The organism is Dyella sp. (assembly GCF_036746095.1).
Lineage (GTDB): Bacteria > Pseudomonadota > Gammaproteobacteria > Xanthomonadales > Rhodanobacteraceae > Dyella_B.
Map to the genome: position 1 here is coordinate 13,985 of NZ_DAIOEU010000009.1, position 15,974 is coordinate 29,958.

Here is a 15,974-nt window from a genome sequence, read left to right on the forward strand (position 1 = left end):
CATGAACGGCATTTTCTATATCGGCGCCACCGGCTTGAATGCCGGCCAGACAGCCGTGGACCTGATCGCCAACAACGTGGCGAATATCAACACGGCGGCGTTCAAGCGCGGCACCGTTTCGTTTTCGGAACTGATTTCGCCTGTCGTCAACACGAGCCACAACCGTCGCGAGGCGACCACAGGCTCCGGTGCGGGCGTCATGGTCAACCCGACGCTGCATGTGTTCGATGCCGGCGACTTGCATGCCACCGGCAACCGTTTCGACCTGGCCATTCGCGGCGAAGGCTTCATTCCGCTGGTGGCGCAAGACAACCAGGCCCTGCTGTGGCGTGGCGGCACGCTAAAGATCAACACCGATGGCTATCTGGCAGCGGAGGACGGCACTGCGCTTGCAGCCGAGATTTCCGTGCCGGTCGACGCCACCGACCTCACCATCCATAAGGATGGTCGGGTTTTCGTGACCATGCCGGATCAGGCCGAGCCGCTGGAAATTGGCCAGATCGAACTGGCCTTGCCCACGGACAAGCAAGCCCTGGAAGCACTAGGAAGTGGCGTCTATCGCATGAACGACGATGGGCTGGCGATCACGCAAAGCCGGCCCGGTGAGGACAACGCCGGCCTGGTCGAGCAGGGTTTCAGCGAAGCCTCCAATGTGCAGCTGTCGGATGAGCTGGTGAGCTTGATGGTTTATCAGCGCGCGTATGCCGCCAATGCACGATTGGTGCAGGTGGGCGATGAGCTGATGTCGATTGCTAATGGGTTGAAGCGGTAAAGATGATATGAAGGGAGTGAGTAGCCACTGCTTTCCAATCATGCGGTCTCCCGACATCCGTCATGATGAAAGTTGCTCAGAGGGCCGTCATTCCCGCGAAAGCGGGAATCCATGTTGCTCTGATGCATCCTTGAAAATGGATTCCCGCTTTCGCGGGAATGACGGCCGTGAGGGAACGCGCACCTTCATGGCAATCCTCCATCACACCGGAGGCAGATTCGTCTCCCCGACAAGGAGGGCGAGCACGCGCGCAGCGCCAATCCTGCTCGTTATCGCACTGGCATGCAGTAGCACCCTCATCCACGCCGCCGATCTCTACCAACGCGACGACCACCGCGCCCTGATCGCCGACCGACGCGCTACGACTCCAGGCGACATCGTCACCATCCTCGTCTACGAAAACTCCAGCGCCAGCAGCAGCGCGGATACGTCAACCAACACCAGCGCAGGCATCAAGGCCAACGTGACAGCACTGCCCAACACGCGCGACTCAGCGCAATTGGGCGTGGGTGACAACTATGGCGGACGCGGCCAGATCCAGCGCACGGGGCGCCTGCTGGCACAGATCAGCGCCACCGTTACCGAGATCTTCCCCAATGGCGATCTCAACATCGCTGGTCAGCAGATGATCGACGTCAATGGCGAGAAGACCAAGATCAAACTATCCGGGCGCGTGCGCTCGGTGGACATCGCGCAGAACAATACCGTGCAATCGAACCGGCTTGCCGATGCCAAGATCGAATACGTGGGCGACGGCTTCATCACCGATCGCACCCGCCCTGGCCTGATTCCCCGCTTCCTCGCATGGCTTGGCTTATGGTAAGGCGTGTCGTTCTTCTCCTTATCGCATGCGTCGTCAGCGTGCATGGCGCGATGGCAGCTGACGCTGCGGCACAAGTGCGCCTGAAAGACCTGGGCCGCTTCCAGGGTTGGCGTGACAACATGCTGGTCGGTTACGGCATCGTGACCGGACTTGCCGGCAGCGGTGACACACCACGCAACCAGGCAACACGTCAGGCGATGTCGAACATGCTTTCACAATTCGACCTGGTGATCCCGCAAGATCAGATTCAAAGCCGCAACGTAGCCATGGTGATGATCACGGCCACCTTGCCACCCACTGCAACGGTAGGCGACAAGATCGACGTCAACGTCACCTCCACCGGCGATGCGCGCAGCCTGGCGGGCGGCACCCTGATCATGACACCGCTGAAAGGCCCCGACCATCAGGTCTACGCGTTGGCGCAGGGCCCGCTGGTTATCGGCGGCTATCGCTTCGATGCCAACGGCAATCTGCGGCAAAAGAATCATCCCACTGTCGGCACCATCTCGCTGGGCGGCACGGTCGAAGCAGCTGTGCGGGCCGACTTGGTCGCATCGAACGGTTATCTGAATTTCGTGCTCAAGGATGCCGATGCCACCACGGCTGAACGTATCGCTCAACGCATCAACCAATCGCTGGGCGCTGGATCGGCTACATCGGTGGACGCGGAGAGCGTGCGCATTCGCGCACCTGCCAACGGTGAAGGATTGAATGCTTATGTAGCACGCATCGAAAGTCTGGCCGTGGTTCCGGATCAGGTTTCGCGCGTCGTGATCAACGAGCGCACGGGTACCTTGGTGGCAGGCGGCGATACGCATATTGCACCCATCACCATCTCGCACGGCGACATCCGCGTGTCGGTCGATACGCAATACATGGCCTCCCAGCCGCAGTTTGTGGGCGTGGGTGGTGACGGCGTGCGCACCATCATCGTCGGCAACAGCGACCTCAACGTGGAAGAGCCGGCGCATATCGCCGCCACGTACGGCCATACCACGGTCAGCGAGCTCGTGCATAGCCTGGAAAAAGCCAATGTGAGCACGCGCGACATCATTGCAATCCTGCAAGCCATTAAGGCAGCGGGCGCGCTGCACGCAGACGTCATTGTTCAATAAACAAGGAGGCATCCCGAACATGGATGTGATCACCGCTATCGCCAGCAAGGCACTCGATGGACTCTACGTCCGCCAAAGTGCCATTGCACAAAACGTTGCCAACGCCGGCGCCGAAAGCTATTCACCGGTACGCGTCGAATTCGAGGAGCAGCTTCGCCAGGCGTTGGACGCGACGGCCACGGCAACGCCCGCAGATGCTCTTGCGCGCGTCGCACAGGTACAGCCTGAGTTACGCACAGTTCCTTTGCTGCCAGGGCAACGTGTGAAGTTGGATCAGGAAATCACCAACGCCTCGGAGACCAGCGCGCGCTACGCCATGCTGATCGGCATGCTCAACCGCAGCCTGCAATCGCAGATGCTGGATATTCGTGGAGGCTGACTTTATGAGTGACAGCCTATTCGCCATCGCCCGCTCCGGCCTCGACGTCGAGCGCATGCGCATGGAAGTGATTGCGCAGAATCTTGCCAATGCCGGTTCGGCCGGCTCTCAGAAGAACAGCGCCAACGCACCCATGCGTTTGATTTCAGGCCCCCAAGCACCGAGTTTTTCGACTGCTCTCGCGCAAGGGACGTCTTCGGCGCAAACCGGTTTCCGGGGCACGCAGGTCTACGGCATTCAGCCGATAGACGTGCCGCCGCGTCTGGTCTACGAGCCCGCCAATCCCGCCGCCAACAGCGAAGGTTACGTGGCTTATCCCGGCATCGACCACGCCGGCGAAATGACATTACTGGTGCAAACCCTGCGCACCTACGAAGCCAATGTGGTGATGTACAACGCTGCGCGCTCCATGTACATGCGCGCGCTCGATCTGGGAGGCAACGCATGACCATTTTCGCTATCGAAGGCTACGCGCCTTCTGCCATCGCGCAGAGCATGGCTACGTCCGCGCCGCAGCCGAGCACCAGTTTTGGCGCCATGCTGCTGGAAGGCGCGATGCGCACCGACACATCCCAGCAGCAGGCCGGCAAGGCTATGGCCGATTTTGCCGTGGGCGGCGCGACACCACCGCATCAGGTGATGCTGACGCTGGAAGATGCGCGCATGTCGCTCGAGCTGGCCTTACAGGTTCGTGCGCGGCTGGTTGAGGGCTATCAGGAATTGATGCGGATGCAGCTTTGAGGTCTTGTTGATCTTTTCGTGATCCAAACTTCCTCAACCTATATGCCGTCATTCCAGCAATGACCACCAAGGCCGTCATTCCCGCGAAAGCGGCAATCCACTGCGCTCTCAGGCAAAGCGAACATGGATTGCCGCTTTCGCGGGAATGACGGCCATGGGCGGGTCGAAATGACGAATCGGCAATATTGAATTTCAAATGACTTCTGCGAAATGGAATCGAACGAGTCCCCCACCAAAAAAAGGCTCACCGGCACCACCCGCGAACGCCAATGGCTACTCGCCGGCTCGCTGGCACTACTCCTTTTTCTGCTACTCGCGGCTGCCTACTGGATATTGCGTCCGCACTACCAAGTGCTGTTCAACGATCTGCGCGCACAAGATGCCGCTGCCATCGTCGCCGAACTGGAAAAGCAGAAAACGCCTTATCGCATCGCGGGCGAAGGCGAACACACCACCGTACTGGTGCCGGTCGATGACGTGCACAACACACGCATCAAGCTGATGAGTGGCGACCTGAAGCTGAAGAACGTCGTCGGCATGGAGTTGTTCAACAACTCCGATCTAGGCCTGACGGATTTTACGCAGAAGGTGAACTATCAGCGCGCGCTGCAAGGCGAACTGGCCCGCACCATCATCAGCCTGGATGAAGTGGACATGGCGCGCGTGCATCTCACGCTGCCGGAATCGTCGATCTTCCGGAACGACCAGGATCGTCCCAAGGCTTCGGTAGCGTTGTTTCTGCATGAGAGCGAGGTACTTTCGCCGGATACAGTGCGAGGCATCCAACGTCTCGTGGCTGCCGCCGTGCCGCAAATGCGGCCCTCCGATGTCACCGTGGTCGATGCGCGCGGCGTACCCATGACCGGCCGTGACGACACCATCGACGATCCCAAATTTGCCCTCAAACAATCGGTGGAGGCTTATTACCAGCGCAAGATCCGCGAACAGATCACACCGCTTTTGCGAGATGACAAGGCATCGGTGAGTGTCAACGCCGACATCAATTTCGATCAGGCCAGCCTGACGCGCGAATCCGATACCAGTGGCTCGCCGGACGCCAACAAGGCGATCGTGCTGCCCCTGCCTTCCAACAATAAGTCGACGAGCAAAGTAAGCCTGCCGCCACTTCCTCCGGGCGGCGCCTATGCCGGCATGCAGCAGAAAACCCAGCGCACGGTGGAACAGATCGTGTCCGCGCCCGGCTCCATCAAACGCTTGTCCGTGGGCGTTGTATTGGAGCGCCCCTTATCGGCCGAAGCATCCAAATCGCTGCAAGCCCTGGTAGCGGCCACGATCGGCATGGATACCTCGCGTGGTGACGTATTCACGGTAGCAGTACGCACGCCCTCGCCTGCTGCGGCAGCATCCGTAGCACCCGGCAACACTGACGCCATGCAGGAAGAGCAAACGCCCGCCGCTGCTTCTGCTGCGCATAGCGAACCTGCTGCTTCGCCATCCACAGTGCCGGCGCCGAACAACCCCGCACCCACATGGATACTTATCGGTTCGCTGCTGTGTGGCGGTCTTGGCATCGGCCTGCTGTTGCGGCTGGCCTGGCCGCGCCGGTCGAAATCTCGCTTGAGCGAAAGCGAACGCAAGGCGCTGGCTCAACGGCTGCAGCGTTTGCTCAGCGAACCGGAGCGTGTGCATGTCGAGCCCTAAGCAAGAGCGAGCACTGCGCCGCACGGTGGAGCAGCTGAGTCATTGCAGCGCGGACGATATCGAATGGGTGTGGTCCACGCTCGATGCCGCGCAGCGCCAACGCTTGCGCCCCTTGCTGGCCGAGGTGCGCCCGGATTGGCGTATCGAACAGCAGACCGATGACCACACCGTGGTAGCCGATACGCCATCCAGTGCGAATCAAACGCCTCAGCAACTGCCCGAATTCATTCGCCGACTGCCGAGCGATTTGGCCAAGCGCGTGCTGGCATGCCTGGAGGACACACAGCGCCAGACCGTCGTCGCACAACTTCCAGCCAACCTTGGCAATACGCGCTACGCCGACATCCGCATGACGAAGCGTGCACAACGTTCGCTACGCGATGCCGTGTACGCAAGCGCGAACAACATGGCCGCACCGCCAGTATCGAAACAGCCAGCGTGGCGCCGACTGCTCCAAAGGAGAGCACGCAGATGAGTCGCCTGCTCAAAGCCAGCGCCGTGACACTAACCCGCGAGCATCGCACCGCTTTGCCCAGGCAAGCGGATGCAGCGCCTGCCGTGGTGAACGAGTCGGATACTGCGCTGGAAAAGCTGCGCGAACAGATCGCCGCACTGCAGGCGCAGATTGAAAACCTGCAGCAGGAAGCGAAACACAAGGAAGCCACTGCTTACGAGCGCGGGATCAAGGAAGGACAACAGAAGGCGGAGGAATCCATCCAGCGCAAGCATGACAAGCAGATCGAGGTGCTAACGCAAGCCGTGCAGGAAGCCTCGGCGCAATTCAACCAAACCCTGGATGCCTTGTTGCCGCTGTCGCTGGACATTGCCGAGGCCGCGCTGTCGCGCATCATCGAACAGCCATCGCGTTATGCGGAACTGATCGTGCAAACGATCGAGCGGCAGTTGCGCAATCTCTCGTCCGATGCCGTGCTTGCCATTGATGTTTCTGCCGAGGATTTTCCGGCTGGATCGGCGTTCGAATCCGAATTGCAGGCCATCGGTTCACGGCATGGGCTGGCGATCACGATCAAACCATCGGCAACAGCGGGCACATGCTTGCTGCAACTCGCACTGGGGCGGATCGATGCGGACCTGTCCTTGCAACGCGAGCGCCTGGCCGAGACCTTCATGGAGTTGCGTCGTCATGATGGATAGGTATCTGCATAGCGCGCGTACCCTCATGCTCGTCATTCCGGCGAAGGCCGGAATCCAGTCGAGTATGACGTGCGCAGCACACGACATAAAAATAAGTTTGTGTGCTTCGCACGACGTATTCAACCTGGATTCCGGCCTTCGCCGGAATGACGACAAGGCACCCGCATGCTTTCCGGTAGTGGGCAGATACCTATGACCACGATGGATAGCAAAACCCTGCGAACACGCTACATCAGCGCCTTCAAGAACCTGGATCCCGTCGCACGACTCGGCAGCGTCCAGCGCATCATGCCCACCTACATCGAAGCCGACGGCCCCGGCGTCACGCTGGGCTCACTCTGCACGGTCGACGGCGTCATGGCGGAAGTTGTGAAAGCCGAGCGCGGACTCATCACACTCGCACCTTATGCGCCCGTCACGTCGCTGCGCATTGGTGATCGTGTCGAAGCCGTTCGTGCGGACGCGCAAGCTTCCGTTAGCTCTCATCTACTAGGGCGCGTGGTCGATGCGCTCGGCCGACCCATCGACGGCGGCCGTCCGCTGCCACCCAGTGGCGAAAACTGGCCGCTCGCCGGCATCGAAACGGCAGCACTTGATCGCGTCACCGCCAGCCAGCCGCTGGAAACCGGTTGCCGCGCTATCGATGGTTTGTTGACGTTAGGCATAGGTCAGCGCGTGGGCATCTTTGCTGGCAGCGGCATAGGTAAAACCACGCTTCTGCGTGGTTTTACCCGGCACATTCAAGCCGATGTTTGCGTGTTGTGCCTGGTCGGTGAGCGTGGCCGTGAGGCCGACGAATTCTGGCATCACGCATTGAACGAAGAAGCACGCAAGCGCTCTGTGATGGTGGTCGCCACCTCCGACCGGCCAGCGGTGATGCGCGCACGCAGCGTGACGCTGGCGCTGGCCTATGCCGAATATTTCCGCGCGCAAGGCAAGCATGTGCTGTTGTTGCTCGACTCGATTACGCGTTACGCGCTGGCACTACGCGAGATCGGCTTGGCTGCCGGCGAACCACCCACCGTTCGTGCCTATACACCTGGTGTGTTTGCCGCGCTGCCCAAGATCGTGGAGCGGTGCGGCGCCTTGCGCAAAGGTGGCGCGATCACCGCCGTCATGACCGTGCTGACGGAAACGGATGACATCGACGACCCCATGGCAGAAACACTGCGCGCACTGCTCGATGGCCATATCGTGTTGACACGCGCACTCGCCGAACAAGGCCAGTTCCCCGCCATCGATGTTCCGCGCAGCCTCAGCCGTTTTTTTCGGCAGGTCACCACCGAAGAGGAAAGAGCACTGGCTACTGAAGCTGTCGAGCAACTCTCGCTCTATGACGCTTCGCGCACATTGGTCGAATCTGGCCTTTACATCGCCGGCAGCCATCCCGCCCTGGATCGCGCGCTGGCTGCGCGTCCCGCGTTGATACGGTTCCTCAAGCAGGACCTCACGATGCCCACCCAGCGCGCGCAAGCGATGACCGAGCTGGCTGCGTTGCTGAGGACGAGTGCATGAACAAAGCTGATCGCTATCGCATGGCGCAACGGGTGGCGACGATTCGCCAGCTGCAATGGGACAAGGCGCAGCAGCGGGCCATGGATGCGCGCAGGCGTGCCGACCAGGCCAATGCAGCGGTTGATCGTGCTCAGCAAAAGGCTGCTGCTTATGCATCACTCGCCAGGCAGACGCTGAGCAGCACACATGCGTTGTCGCCTGATCTGTTGAGTGGCTTGGCGCACGCTAGCGCCGCCGCGCAAGACAATGTCCAACGCTGTCGCGAAGCAGCTACTCAAGCTCATACGCATTGGCAGCAGCGGATGGAAACGCAGCAACACCAGCAAGTGCAACAGCATGAGGCTGAGCGCGTGGCCAAACGTTCGAAACGCGCATATCGGCAGCAACTGGAAGAAAAGCAGGCAAGCAAGGTGGAGGAACAATGGCTCGCACGCAAGCTCGCCAAAACCCAACCTACGAAGCTCTTCCGGCCGTCATTCCCGCGAATGCCGGAATCCATTTTGCTCTGAGGCAAAAGCAAAGATGGATTCCGGCATTCGCGGGAATGACGGCCATGAAGGCTTCGGACGAACTCGACGGCTTTCTGCAAACGAGGAGAGAAGAACCATGAAAATCCCCGCCGCAATGACCTCCCCGCCACTCGTAGGCTGGGATGCCAATCCCAGCTTGCAAGGTGGAACGAACTTCCAGCAACTCGTCGAGCAGTTGGAGCGGGACATGTGGTCCGGCGCGAAGGCCGGTCACAATGATGTGCAAGCGTTACCCGAACCCGGCAACGTGCCGGCACAGCAACCGTCAGCGCAGCAGATGTTCGCGGCATCGCTTGCACAGGATGCCAGCGCGTCATCCGATATCCCGTTAGCAACCGTTGATGCATCACCGCGCGTTGAGCCTTCCTTGCCTTCCTTGGCCATGCAGACCACGCCTGTAGCCGCTCCAATGCTGCAAACAGAACAAAGCAACAACAGTACACCCACACCAACGCCCCAAGCTTTCTCCGTGTTGCAAGCAGGCACTTCGAACGCGACCAAAGCCACCCTTGTCGAGCAAAGCACCTCTGCGCGCATGCCACAGCAAACAACGTACACCGCAAACGAAAGCGACCGCGTGAATCTACTCCCCGGCACCATCATGCCCGCCGTCGTAGTGCGCTACACCGGCAGCAACGAAGACCTCCCGCAACTCAAACGCTCGCTGCAAGGTGTACTGCGTCGCCACGGCATCAACGAAACATCCCTGACCATCAACGGATTCGACACCATCGCGCGAATCGAACACGGAACCGACCATGGCCGTTAACCCCGTAGGCACCAGCACCGACTCGCTTGGACTGGATCTGCAATCCCTGCTGCAGATCATCCTGACGCAATTGACCTATCAGGATCCGCTCAAGCCAGTGGACAATTTCGAGTTCGTCTCCCAACTCGCTCAGTTCACCACGCTGGAACAGACACGGCAGATGACCGAAAAGCTCGATAGTCTGATCTCCGTGCAATCGGCCACGCAAACGCTCGGCCTGCTCGGCCGCACGGTCGATGTGACGACCAATACATCCACCGTCAGCGGCATCGTGAAAAGCATTTCCTTCGAGGGTGACCAGCCGGAGCTGGTCATCGAAACCGCCAGTGGACAGTTCCTCACCAACGCCACCGTGTCGCAGATCAAGCAAGTTCGCTAGGAGTAGTTCGCCATGCTAGGCAGCATCTATATCGGAATGAGCGGACTGACCGCCTATGCCAAGGGCCTGCAGACCATCAGCAACAACGTTGCCAACCTCAACACACCGGGTTTCAAGGCCACAACGCCTCGCTTTGCGGATCTGTTCTACGGCCAGCAATTCGCGCCGGGGCAGCCGGGTTCGACTTCCACCCAATCGTTCGGCAGCGGTGTGGAATACGGTTACGCCTCGATCGATTTCGGCCAGGGCGATATCCGCCAAAGCGATGGTCAGCTGGACCTGGCCATCCAGGGCACCGGTTTTCTCGCCCTGCTCGATGGCGACAAAGTGCAATTCGGCCGCACGGGACAGTTCATATTGAGCAATGATGGCTATATCGTCGATCAGGTTACCGGCCTGCGCCTCACTGCGCTGGATTCCGCCGGGCAACCGGAAGCGATTTCGGTGACCGGCAAAACGATCAGCCCGCCGGCTGCCACCACCTATGTGCGCTTTTCGGACAACCTCTCATCCGGCGCCACCGAGTTCTCCATTCCCGACGTTGTGGTCTACGACGGCAACGGCACCGAGCACGCGCTGTCGATCAGCTTCAAGCCCGACAACGCCATTTTCCCGGGGCGCTGGGCCGTCACCATCACGGATGAAAATGGCAAGGTCATCCAGACCAGCCCGCTGCAGTTCCTGGGTGGTATTCCGGAACCGGGTATGGACACGATCGATGTCACCATGAGTCCTGCCGGCGCGGAGCCATTTACCTTCACATTGGATTTTTCCAGCGGCGTCACGGGATTTTCCGCCGGCTCGGTCTCCACGCTGAAGGTTTCCGGTAGCGATGGCTCGCTTGCAGGCACACTTTCCTCGTTATTCATTGATGCCGATGGCGTACTCAACATCGGCTACTCCAATGGAGAATCGCTGCCGCTAAGTCCCATCGCGCTAGCGCATTTCAACGACCCACAACAGCTCACACAGCAAGGCAACGGCTTGTTCGACGCCTCGCATGCCAGTGCGCCGCAGTACGCCACCAGCCGCGGGCCTGGTGTTGGGGCGCTAATCTCTGGCGCAGTGGAAGCCTCCAATGTCGATCTGTCGACCGAATTCGGCCGGCTGATTCTTATCCAGCGTGGCTTCCAGGCTTCTTCGCAAGTGATCAGCACCGCCAACGAAATGATCATGCAGCTGTTCCAGATGCGAGGCACCCAAGGATGAACGCGCCGATGAGCGAGCCGAGACGCTGGCGACCGGTTTCGGCGGCCGATCTTCGTACCATCGATCAGGCCGTAATGCGGGCGGTCGAGGCTTGGCTAGAGGAATGGGTGTCGGAGCCGTGTGCCACTAGCGTGCACCTTAGGCCGATCGATCAAACCACGCGCGCCGAACCGTCCAAGCACGACAGCGCATGGTCGCTAGGGGCTTTCGTGCGTCTCGCCGTTCAGCCCATTGGATGGGATGCACTGCTTCGCCGCGTACTTGCTTTGCCAGCTGGCGTCACGCTGGCCGAAGAACGCTTTCCATCATCGCTGCTCGATCCGGTGCGGGACGATTTGCAAGGTGATCTGCTGCATCGACTGGTCGATGCTCTTGCCCTGCAGCCCGCACTGCCGATGCCACTGCTTCAGGCGTATACGTCGGAACAGCAAGCACAAGAAAAGCTCCAGCTCACCTGCCTGCTGGACGAACAGCAGCCGTTGTTCGATCTGCGTATGGCCGAGCCGTGGCGCTGGCTGGCAACACCAGTGGCCCAAGGGTCAAAAGCCGCTTCGCCCTTGGAGAGACGCCAGCATGCACTGGCCGGTACGCGCCTGAAATTAACGGCGCTGCTCGGACGCTGCGAACTGTCGCTCGCCGAATTGGGCAGTCTTTCCGTGGGCGACGTCATCACCACCAGCCAAGCGCTGTCCATGCCACTCGACGTCGCCGTGCTAACGGGCGATAGCCGCCCGGGACGCGTCTTCGCCCTTGGCCAGCCTGGCCTGACTCAGGGTAAGGCCAGCGTGCAGATCACATCCATTCACGAGACATCTCCATGACTTCATCAACACCCATGAAACAAGTACACGTTGCACCCGTTCAACTGACCGAACACGCCGAACTGCCGCAGGAAAAAAACACCGCCATGCCGTCACGCGCCATGCTCGACGACATCAAGGTCAATGTGGACGTGTGCCTGGGCACGGCTGAGCTGACGGTGCAACAGTTGATGACGCTACAAAAAGGCTCTGTCGTCGAACTCGAACAATCACTGCAGCAGCACGTGGACGTACTGTTGAACGGCAAAGTGATCGCGCGTGGCGAGATCGTTGCCGTGGATGAATACTTTGGCATCCACGTCACCCAGGTGCTGGACGCGTCATGAACTTGCCGTTCACACTCGCCCTGTCTGCTCCCAGCCTTGGCGTCGCGGAAGGCAGTGGCGGTGTCGACGTTTTCCGGGTGATGCTGGCGCTTGGCCTGTGCGTTGTTCTCGGCGTGGCGGCAGCATGGTTGCTGCGCTTTCGGCACCGCTTGGCCGTGCAGCGCCCGGGCAGCACATTGCAGGTAGTGCAATCGGTACGCATTGATGCGCGCACATCCGTGCACCTTGTTCGCTGTGGCGACAGCGAACATCTGCTCGCTTGCGGGCCGGGCGGGGTCGCGATAACACCCGTAGCACGCGATGAAAGTCACTCAGAGGGCGCTCGTTCCCGCGAAAGCGGAGGTGCTTTTCAACAGCGAACGCTGGTCAATCCACTTTCATGTACTCATCAGTGCGAGATGGATTCCCACCTTTGCGGGAGTGACGGCCATGAGGGAGCACATACCTACATGGCAACTCAAACGCAGGATGCGATCCGATGAAGAAGGAACTGATACGACAGCTCACGCTGTTGCTGATTGGCGTTGCCCTGCTGATCGCCAGCATGCACACCGTGGCCGCCACTCCGCCCGCAGCCGGCACCGGCCTACTGAATCAAACCCAGAGCATGGGAGCTACCTCCGAAGCGGTGCGCATCGCAACGCTGCTGACGGTGCTGAGCATCGGCCCAGCGCTGATCATGTCGATGACGGCCTTCATCCGCATCGTGATCGTGCTGTCGATGATCCGCCACGCTTTCGGCATGCCGGAAACGCCGCCTACGCCCGTGCTGATCTGCCTGGCACTGTTCCTCACCGTGTTCGCCATGTTGCCCACCTTCGAGCAACTCAACCATGACGCGCTGCAGCCATTCATGCATGGCACGCTCACGCTCGATCAGGCACTGGATCGAAGCACAGCGCCGATGCGCGATTTCATGCTCAGGCAAGTGCATTCGAACGAACTGCAACTCATGCATGAGCTGTCGCACAAAGCCATGCCGGCCTCAGCAGACGAGGTGAGCCTATTGCAGCTCACGCCAGCCTTCATTCTCAACGAACTGCGTGTGGCGTTTCAGATCGGCTTCGTGATCCTGTTGCCGTTCCTGCTGATCGATCTGGTGGTGTCGAGCGTGCTGCTTTCCCTGGGCATGCTGATGGTGCCGCCCGCGACTATTTCCCTGCCGTTGAAAGTATTGATGTTCGTGCTGGTGGATGGCTGGGGGCTGATTCTGCAAGGAGTGCTGCATAGTTTCAAATGAATTCCCCGTAGCCCTTCCCCTTGAACATTCCGACGAGGAAGGCGTTGACCACGCCAGCCTGCACGAATATTGGCTGGCCTGGCGAACACGTGCCGACAATCACGCACGCGAAGTCATTTTCCAGCACTACCTGGAGCTGGCTAGAAACATCGCATCCAGCATGCGTGCGAAATCGGTTGCTGCAAATATCGATTATCACGATCTGGTGCAGTTCGCTTGCGTGGGCCTGCTGGAGGCGATCAACCGTTACGTGCCCGAAAGCACCGCGTCGTTCAAAACCTTCTGCACACCACGAATACGCGGCACCATGTTGGAGGGCATCCGCAAATGGACCGAGGCAAACGAGCAGCTATCGTTCCAGCGCCGCCAGCGACGGGAGCGCCTGGCATTCCTTTCCGACGCCGAAGCTGGGCCAGACCAGTTGACCAGCCTGGCTTCGCTTGCCTCCGGCCTGGCCATTGGCATGATGCTGGAGGGCACTGGCATGTATGCGGGAGACGAGGAAAACCATAGCCCTTATGGCAACGGTTACGACAACACTGCCTGGCAACAATCCTGCGCCAAGCTCCGGCATGCGGTATCCACGCTGCCGAAAACCGCTGGCAAAGTTATCCGCTATCACTACTTCGATCTTTTGCCTTTCGAGCAGATCGCGTTACTGCTGGGTTTGAGCAAAGGCCGCATTTCGCAACTTCATCGCGCCGGCCTGGAAGAACTCAGGAAGGTATTGCAACCGACCCACTCCACCGCCACGGGATAACTCATGAATCCTCTTGCGCACTCATGCGATCAAACCGTCATCGACCGCATCTCGGCCCTGATGCAGACATCCGACAGCCAAGCTCTTGCCGCGATCGACGAAGCTATCGCCCAGTGGCCTTCGGATACGCGCCTGCATCTGCTGCGCGGCGCCATCTTCGGCCACCTGGCCAGGTTCGACGAAGCACGGCACGCTTTGAGCCGCGCCGTTGCCCTGGACCCGGACTTCGCGATGGCGCGCTTCATGCTCGGTCAACTGGAAATCCAGTCCGGTCATCCCACCGACGCGCTCGTCGTGCTGCAGCCGCTGGCCGAGCATGGACAGGACGATGCCATACGCCTATTTGCCGCCGGCCTGATCGATCTGCTGCAAAACCGGTTGTCCACAGCAGCCAAGTTTCTCCGCGCCGGCCTGAATGCATCGCCCGCTTACCCCGCGCTGGAACCCTACATTCACAGCGTTCTAAACGGTATCGGTGATGCTGCAGGCAAGCGTGACAGCAATGTGTCCCCGGATCTGGAGATCGACCAGCAAGCCAATCACCTGCTGCTGGGCGACTATCTGCGCAGCAAACATTGACACATGTTGATTTGCAGCCTGCCCCCTCCGAAGCAAAACCATACGCGTGAGCATGGTAGATTGAGACTCCATCCCTGGAGCCTTTCATGCGCGCATCCACCTTCCGCCGCCTGCTCAATCTGTGGCCGCCCTTCCTGTTCAGCGGTATTCGCTTGCTCAGCCTGGATGACGACTACACCGAAGCGCGAGTGGTTCTGCGTTTACGGCGGTGGAATCGGAACTATGTGCGTACGCAATTCGGTGGCAGCTTGTTTGCCATGGCCGATCCGTTCTGGATGCTGCTGGTACTGCATCACCTGGGCAGGGATCATTTCGTGTGGGACAAGGCAGGCACCATCGACTTCGTTGCCCCCGGCCGCGAGGATGTTTATGCACACTTCAAGCTCGAAACCGGCGTGCTCGAGGAATTGCGTGCTGCTGCGGCCAACGGCGAGAAGGTGCTGCGTTGGTTCGATGTACCGATCAAGACGGCAGCGGGTGAAGTGGTCGCGATGGTTCGCAAGCAGCTTTATGTGCGGTTGAAGCCAAAGCATCGCTAGAGACGACTCACTCCCGTATGAAGCGCGCGATATCCGCCAGCATGGATTCTGCACGCTGCACGCTGGTTCCAGCCCAGTTGTTTTCCATCCAGCGACGCTGACCGGCAAAACGAATCAAGCCATAGGCCACCACGACCAAGCTCACCGATATCGCGCTGGAGAGAACGAAATGATTGGCTACTCCGGGCGCAACCTGTTCCAAGTCGATGCCGCAGAGGCCAATTTCCATAAGCGCCAGCGGCAACCAGATAACCGCTCCCAAGATGGCGAAGACCGGCCCATCCACCTGTACGCGCCATGCACGCAGCGCGGCGATACGACGCTGGATGTCCAACACCGGAGCGGAATAGTCGATTTGCAAGATCAAGTGGAGATTCCTCGCGCCTGCGACGACCATCAAGATGCCGGACAGATGCACCAGCAGACCCCACACCAGAAAGTGTGCAATGGTCATCCGCGAAAACCAGAACAAGCCGGCCACCAAGTTAATCCCTACGCCCAAGACAATCTGCAGCACCTGTCCCCAGAACAACGGACGCAAACCATGCCGCACCTTGTCCATCCGCCTTTCCACATAAAGCTGCGTGTTCAGCGCCTTCTCGCGTTCCAACTGTTGATTCAGCGCCTGCCAGGCGATTTTCATTTCATCGAGGTCCATGG

The 15,974-nt window shown here is 59.8% G+C and carries 21 protein-coding genes; 20 read left to right on the plus strand and 1 reads right to left on the minus strand.

The window, feature by feature from the left end; translation table 11 throughout:
• Window position 1 precedes the first annotated feature (1 nt).
• The 20 genes from V7M64_RS06095 (at window position 2) to V7M64_RS06190 (ending at window position 15,314) form a co-directional block, all read left to right on the plus strand.
• A complete protein-coding gene (locus V7M64_RS06095) occupies window positions 2-772 on the plus strand; it encodes a flagellar hook-basal body complex protein (RefSeq protein ID WP_333677793.1) in 771 nt (256 codons plus the stop codon).
• A gap of 187 nt (window positions 773-959) precedes the next feature.
• Window positions 960-1,595 carry a flagellar basal body L-ring protein FlgH gene (locus V7M64_RS06100; protein ID WP_333677795.1) on the plus strand — a complete coding sequence of 212 codons (636 nt, stop codon included), beginning with the start codon at window positions 960-962 and terminating at the stop codon, window positions 1,593-1,595.
• A 50-nt stretch (window positions 1,596-1,645) separates the two neighbouring features.
• On the plus strand, window positions 1,646-2,710 hold the full coding sequence (locus V7M64_RS06105; protein WP_333677796.1) for a flagellar basal body P-ring protein FlgI: 1,065 nt from the start codon (window positions 1,646-1,648) through the stop codon (window positions 2,708-2,710).
• Window positions 2,711-2,729: 19 nt separating this feature from the next.
• Window positions 2,730-3,089 (plus strand): hypothetical protein, encoded by a 360-nt coding sequence (locus V7M64_RS06110; protein ID WP_333677797.1) that lies wholly within the window; start codon window positions 2,730-2,732, stop codon window positions 3,087-3,089.
• A 4-nt stretch (window positions 3,090-3,093) separates the two neighbouring features.
• Window positions 3,094-3,537, plus strand: a complete 444-nt coding sequence (gene flgC, locus V7M64_RS06115; RefSeq protein WP_333677798.1) for a flagellar basal body rod protein FlgC — start codon at window positions 3,094-3,096, stop codon at window positions 3,535-3,537.
• Window positions 3,534-3,830 carry a flagellar hook-basal body complex protein FliE gene (fliE, locus tag V7M64_RS06120; RefSeq protein ID WP_333677800.1) on the plus strand — a complete coding sequence of 99 codons (297 nt, stop codon included), beginning with the start codon at window positions 3,534-3,536 and terminating at the stop codon, window positions 3,828-3,830. Before flgC ends, fliE begins: the two co-directional genes overlap by 4 nt.
• A 210-nt stretch (window positions 3,831-4,040) precedes the next feature.
• The gene (gene fliF, locus V7M64_RS06125) at window positions 4,041-5,492 is read left to right on the plus strand and encodes a flagellar basal-body MS-ring/collar protein FliF (protein ID WP_333677801.1); all 1,452 of its coding nucleotides are present in this window, start codon (window positions 4,041-4,043) and stop codon (window positions 5,490-5,492) included.
• On the plus strand, window positions 5,479-5,967 hold the full coding sequence (locus V7M64_RS06130; protein WP_333677802.1) for a hypothetical protein: 489 nt from the start codon (window positions 5,479-5,481) through the stop codon (window positions 5,965-5,967). The genes fliF and V7M64_RS06130 overlap by 14 nt, the downstream gene beginning before the upstream one ends.
• Window positions 5,964-6,647, plus strand: coding sequence for a hypothetical protein (locus V7M64_RS06135; RefSeq protein WP_333677804.1), 684 nt, complete (start codon window positions 5,964-5,966; stop codon window positions 6,645-6,647). Before V7M64_RS06130 ends, V7M64_RS06135 begins: the two co-directional genes overlap by 4 nt.
• A 192-nt stretch (window positions 6,648-6,839) precedes the next feature.
• The gene (locus V7M64_RS06140; protein ID WP_333677806.1) at window positions 6,840-8,162 is read left to right on the plus strand and encodes a FliI/YscN family ATPase; all 1,323 of its coding nucleotides are present in this window, start codon (window positions 6,840-6,842) and stop codon (window positions 8,160-8,162) included.
• A complete protein-coding gene (locus V7M64_RS06145; RefSeq protein WP_333677808.1) occupies window positions 8,159-8,671 on the plus strand; it encodes a hypothetical protein in 513 nt (170 codons plus the stop codon). Before V7M64_RS06140 ends, V7M64_RS06145 begins: the two co-directional genes overlap by 4 nt.
• 13 nt (window positions 8,672-8,684) lie before the next feature.
• A complete protein-coding gene (locus V7M64_RS06150; RefSeq protein ID WP_333677810.1) occupies window positions 8,685-9,461 on the plus strand; it encodes a hypothetical protein in 777 nt (258 codons plus the stop codon).
• A complete protein-coding gene (locus tag V7M64_RS06155; RefSeq protein ID WP_333677812.1) occupies window positions 9,451-9,840 on the plus strand; it encodes a flagellar hook capping FlgD N-terminal domain-containing protein in 390 nt (129 codons plus the stop codon). Before V7M64_RS06150 ends, V7M64_RS06155 begins: the two co-directional genes overlap by 11 nt.
• A gap of 12 nt (window positions 9,841-9,852) precedes the next feature.
• Entirely contained in the window at window positions 9,853-11,049 is a 1,197-nt protein-coding gene (locus V7M64_RS06160; RefSeq protein WP_333677814.1) for a flagellar hook-basal body complex protein, read from the plus strand.
• A gap of 8 nt (window positions 11,050-11,057) precedes the next feature.
• A complete protein-coding gene (locus V7M64_RS06165) occupies window positions 11,058-11,870 on the plus strand; it encodes a FliM/FliN family flagellar motor C-terminal domain-containing protein (protein ID WP_333677816.1) in 813 nt (270 codons plus the stop codon).
• The gene (gene fliN / locus V7M64_RS06170) at window positions 11,867-12,196 is read left to right on the plus strand and encodes a flagellar motor switch protein FliN (protein ID WP_333677818.1); all 330 of its coding nucleotides are present in this window, start codon (window positions 11,867-11,869) and stop codon (window positions 12,194-12,196) included. The genes V7M64_RS06165 and fliN overlap by 4 nt, the downstream gene beginning before the upstream one ends.
• Window positions 12,197-12,674: 478 nt before the next feature.
• Complete coding sequence (fliP, locus tag V7M64_RS06175; RefSeq protein ID WP_333677820.1) at window positions 12,675-13,436, plus strand: flagellar type III secretion system pore protein FliP; 762 nt, start codon at window positions 12,675-12,677, stop codon at window positions 13,434-13,436.
• A gap of 73 nt (window positions 13,437-13,509) precedes the next feature.
• Complete coding sequence (locus tag V7M64_RS06180; protein WP_333677955.1) at window positions 13,510-14,196, plus strand: sigma-70 family RNA polymerase sigma factor; 687 nt, start codon at window positions 13,510-13,512, stop codon at window positions 14,194-14,196.
• Between the two features lie 3 nt (window positions 14,197-14,199).
• Entirely contained in the window at window positions 14,200-14,775 is a 576-nt protein-coding gene (locus V7M64_RS06185; RefSeq protein WP_333677822.1) for a tetratricopeptide repeat protein, read from the plus strand.
• Window positions 14,776-14,861: 86 nt separating this feature from the next.
• Complete coding sequence (locus tag V7M64_RS06190) at window positions 14,862-15,314, plus strand: DUF4442 domain-containing protein (protein WP_333677824.1); 453 nt, start codon at window positions 14,862-14,864, stop codon at window positions 15,312-15,314.
• 7 nt (window positions 15,315-15,321) lie between these two features.
• Here V7M64_RS06190 and V7M64_RS06195 read toward each other — a convergent pair whose 3' ends face one another.
• Window positions 15,322-15,972, minus strand: coding sequence for a hypothetical protein (locus V7M64_RS06195; RefSeq protein ID WP_333677826.1), 651 nt, complete (start codon window positions 15,970-15,972; stop codon window positions 15,322-15,324).
• Window positions 15,973-15,974 lie beyond the last annotated feature (2 nt).

Bases quoted from the DNA above. Each gene is read 5' to 3' on its own strand.
- V7M64_RS06110 (WP_333677797.1), top strand. From the start codon at position 2,730: ATGGATGTGATCACCGCTATCGCCAGCAAGGCACTCGATGGACTCTAC.
- V7M64_RS06145 (WP_333677808.1), top strand. From the start codon at position 8,159: ATGAACAAAGCTGATCGCTATCGCATGGCGCAACGGGTGGCGACGATT.
- V7M64_RS06190 (WP_333677824.1), top strand. From the start codon at position 14,862: ATGCGCGCATCCACCTTCCGCCGCCTGCTCAATCTGTGGCCGCCCTTC.
- V7M64_RS06150 (WP_333677810.1), top strand. From the start codon at position 8,685: ATGGATTCCGGCATTCGCGGGAATGACGGCCATGAAGGCTTCGGACGA.
- V7M64_RS06100 (WP_333677795.1), top strand. From the start codon at position 960: ATGGCAATCCTCCATCACACCGGAGGCAGATTCGTCTCCCCGACAAGG.
- V7M64_RS06095 (WP_333677793.1), top strand. From the start codon at position 2: ATGAACGGCATTTTCTATATCGGCGCCACCGGCTTGAATGCCGGCCAG.
- fliP (WP_333677820.1), top strand. From the start codon at position 12,675: ATGAAGAAGGAACTGATACGACAGCTCACGCTGTTGCTGATTGGCGTT.
- V7M64_RS06135 (WP_333677804.1), top strand. From the start codon at position 5,964: ATGAGTCGCCTGCTCAAAGCCAGCGCCGTGACACTAACCCGCGAGCAT.
- V7M64_RS06185 (WP_333677822.1), top strand. From the start codon at position 14,200: ATGAATCCTCTTGCGCACTCATGCGATCAAACCGTCATCGACCGCATC.
- V7M64_RS06140 (WP_333677806.1), top strand. From the start codon at position 6,840: ATGACCACGATGGATAGCAAAACCCTGCGAACACGCTACATCAGCGCC.
- fliE (WP_333677800.1), top strand. From the start codon at position 3,534: ATGACCATTTTCGCTATCGAAGGCTACGCGCCTTCTGCCATCGCGCAG.
- V7M64_RS06195 (WP_333677826.1), bottom strand. From the start codon at position 15,972: ATGGACCTCGATGAAATGAAAATCGCCTGGCAGGCGCTGAATCAACAG.
- V7M64_RS06105 (WP_333677796.1), top strand. From the start codon at position 1,646: ATGGCAGCTGACGCTGCGGCACAAGTGCGCCTGAAAGACCTGGGCCGC.
- V7M64_RS06160 (WP_333677814.1), top strand. From the start codon at position 9,853: ATGCTAGGCAGCATCTATATCGGAATGAGCGGACTGACCGCCTATGCC.
- V7M64_RS06155 (WP_333677812.1), top strand. From the start codon at position 9,451: ATGGCCGTTAACCCCGTAGGCACCAGCACCGACTCGCTTGGACTGGAT.
- fliN (WP_333677818.1), top strand. From the start codon at position 11,867: ATGACTTCATCAACACCCATGAAACAAGTACACGTTGCACCCGTTCAA.
- fliF (WP_333677801.1), top strand. From the start codon at position 4,041: ATGGAATCGAACGAGTCCCCCACCAAAAAAAGGCTCACCGGCACCACC.
- V7M64_RS06165 (WP_333677816.1), top strand. From the start codon at position 11,058: ATGAGCGAGCCGAGACGCTGGCGACCGGTTTCGGCGGCCGATCTTCGT.
- flgC (WP_333677798.1), top strand. From the start codon at position 3,094: ATGAGTGACAGCCTATTCGCCATCGCCCGCTCCGGCCTCGACGTCGAG.
- V7M64_RS06130 (WP_333677802.1), top strand. From the start codon at position 5,479: ATGTCGAGCCCTAAGCAAGAGCGAGCACTGCGCCGCACGGTGGAGCAG.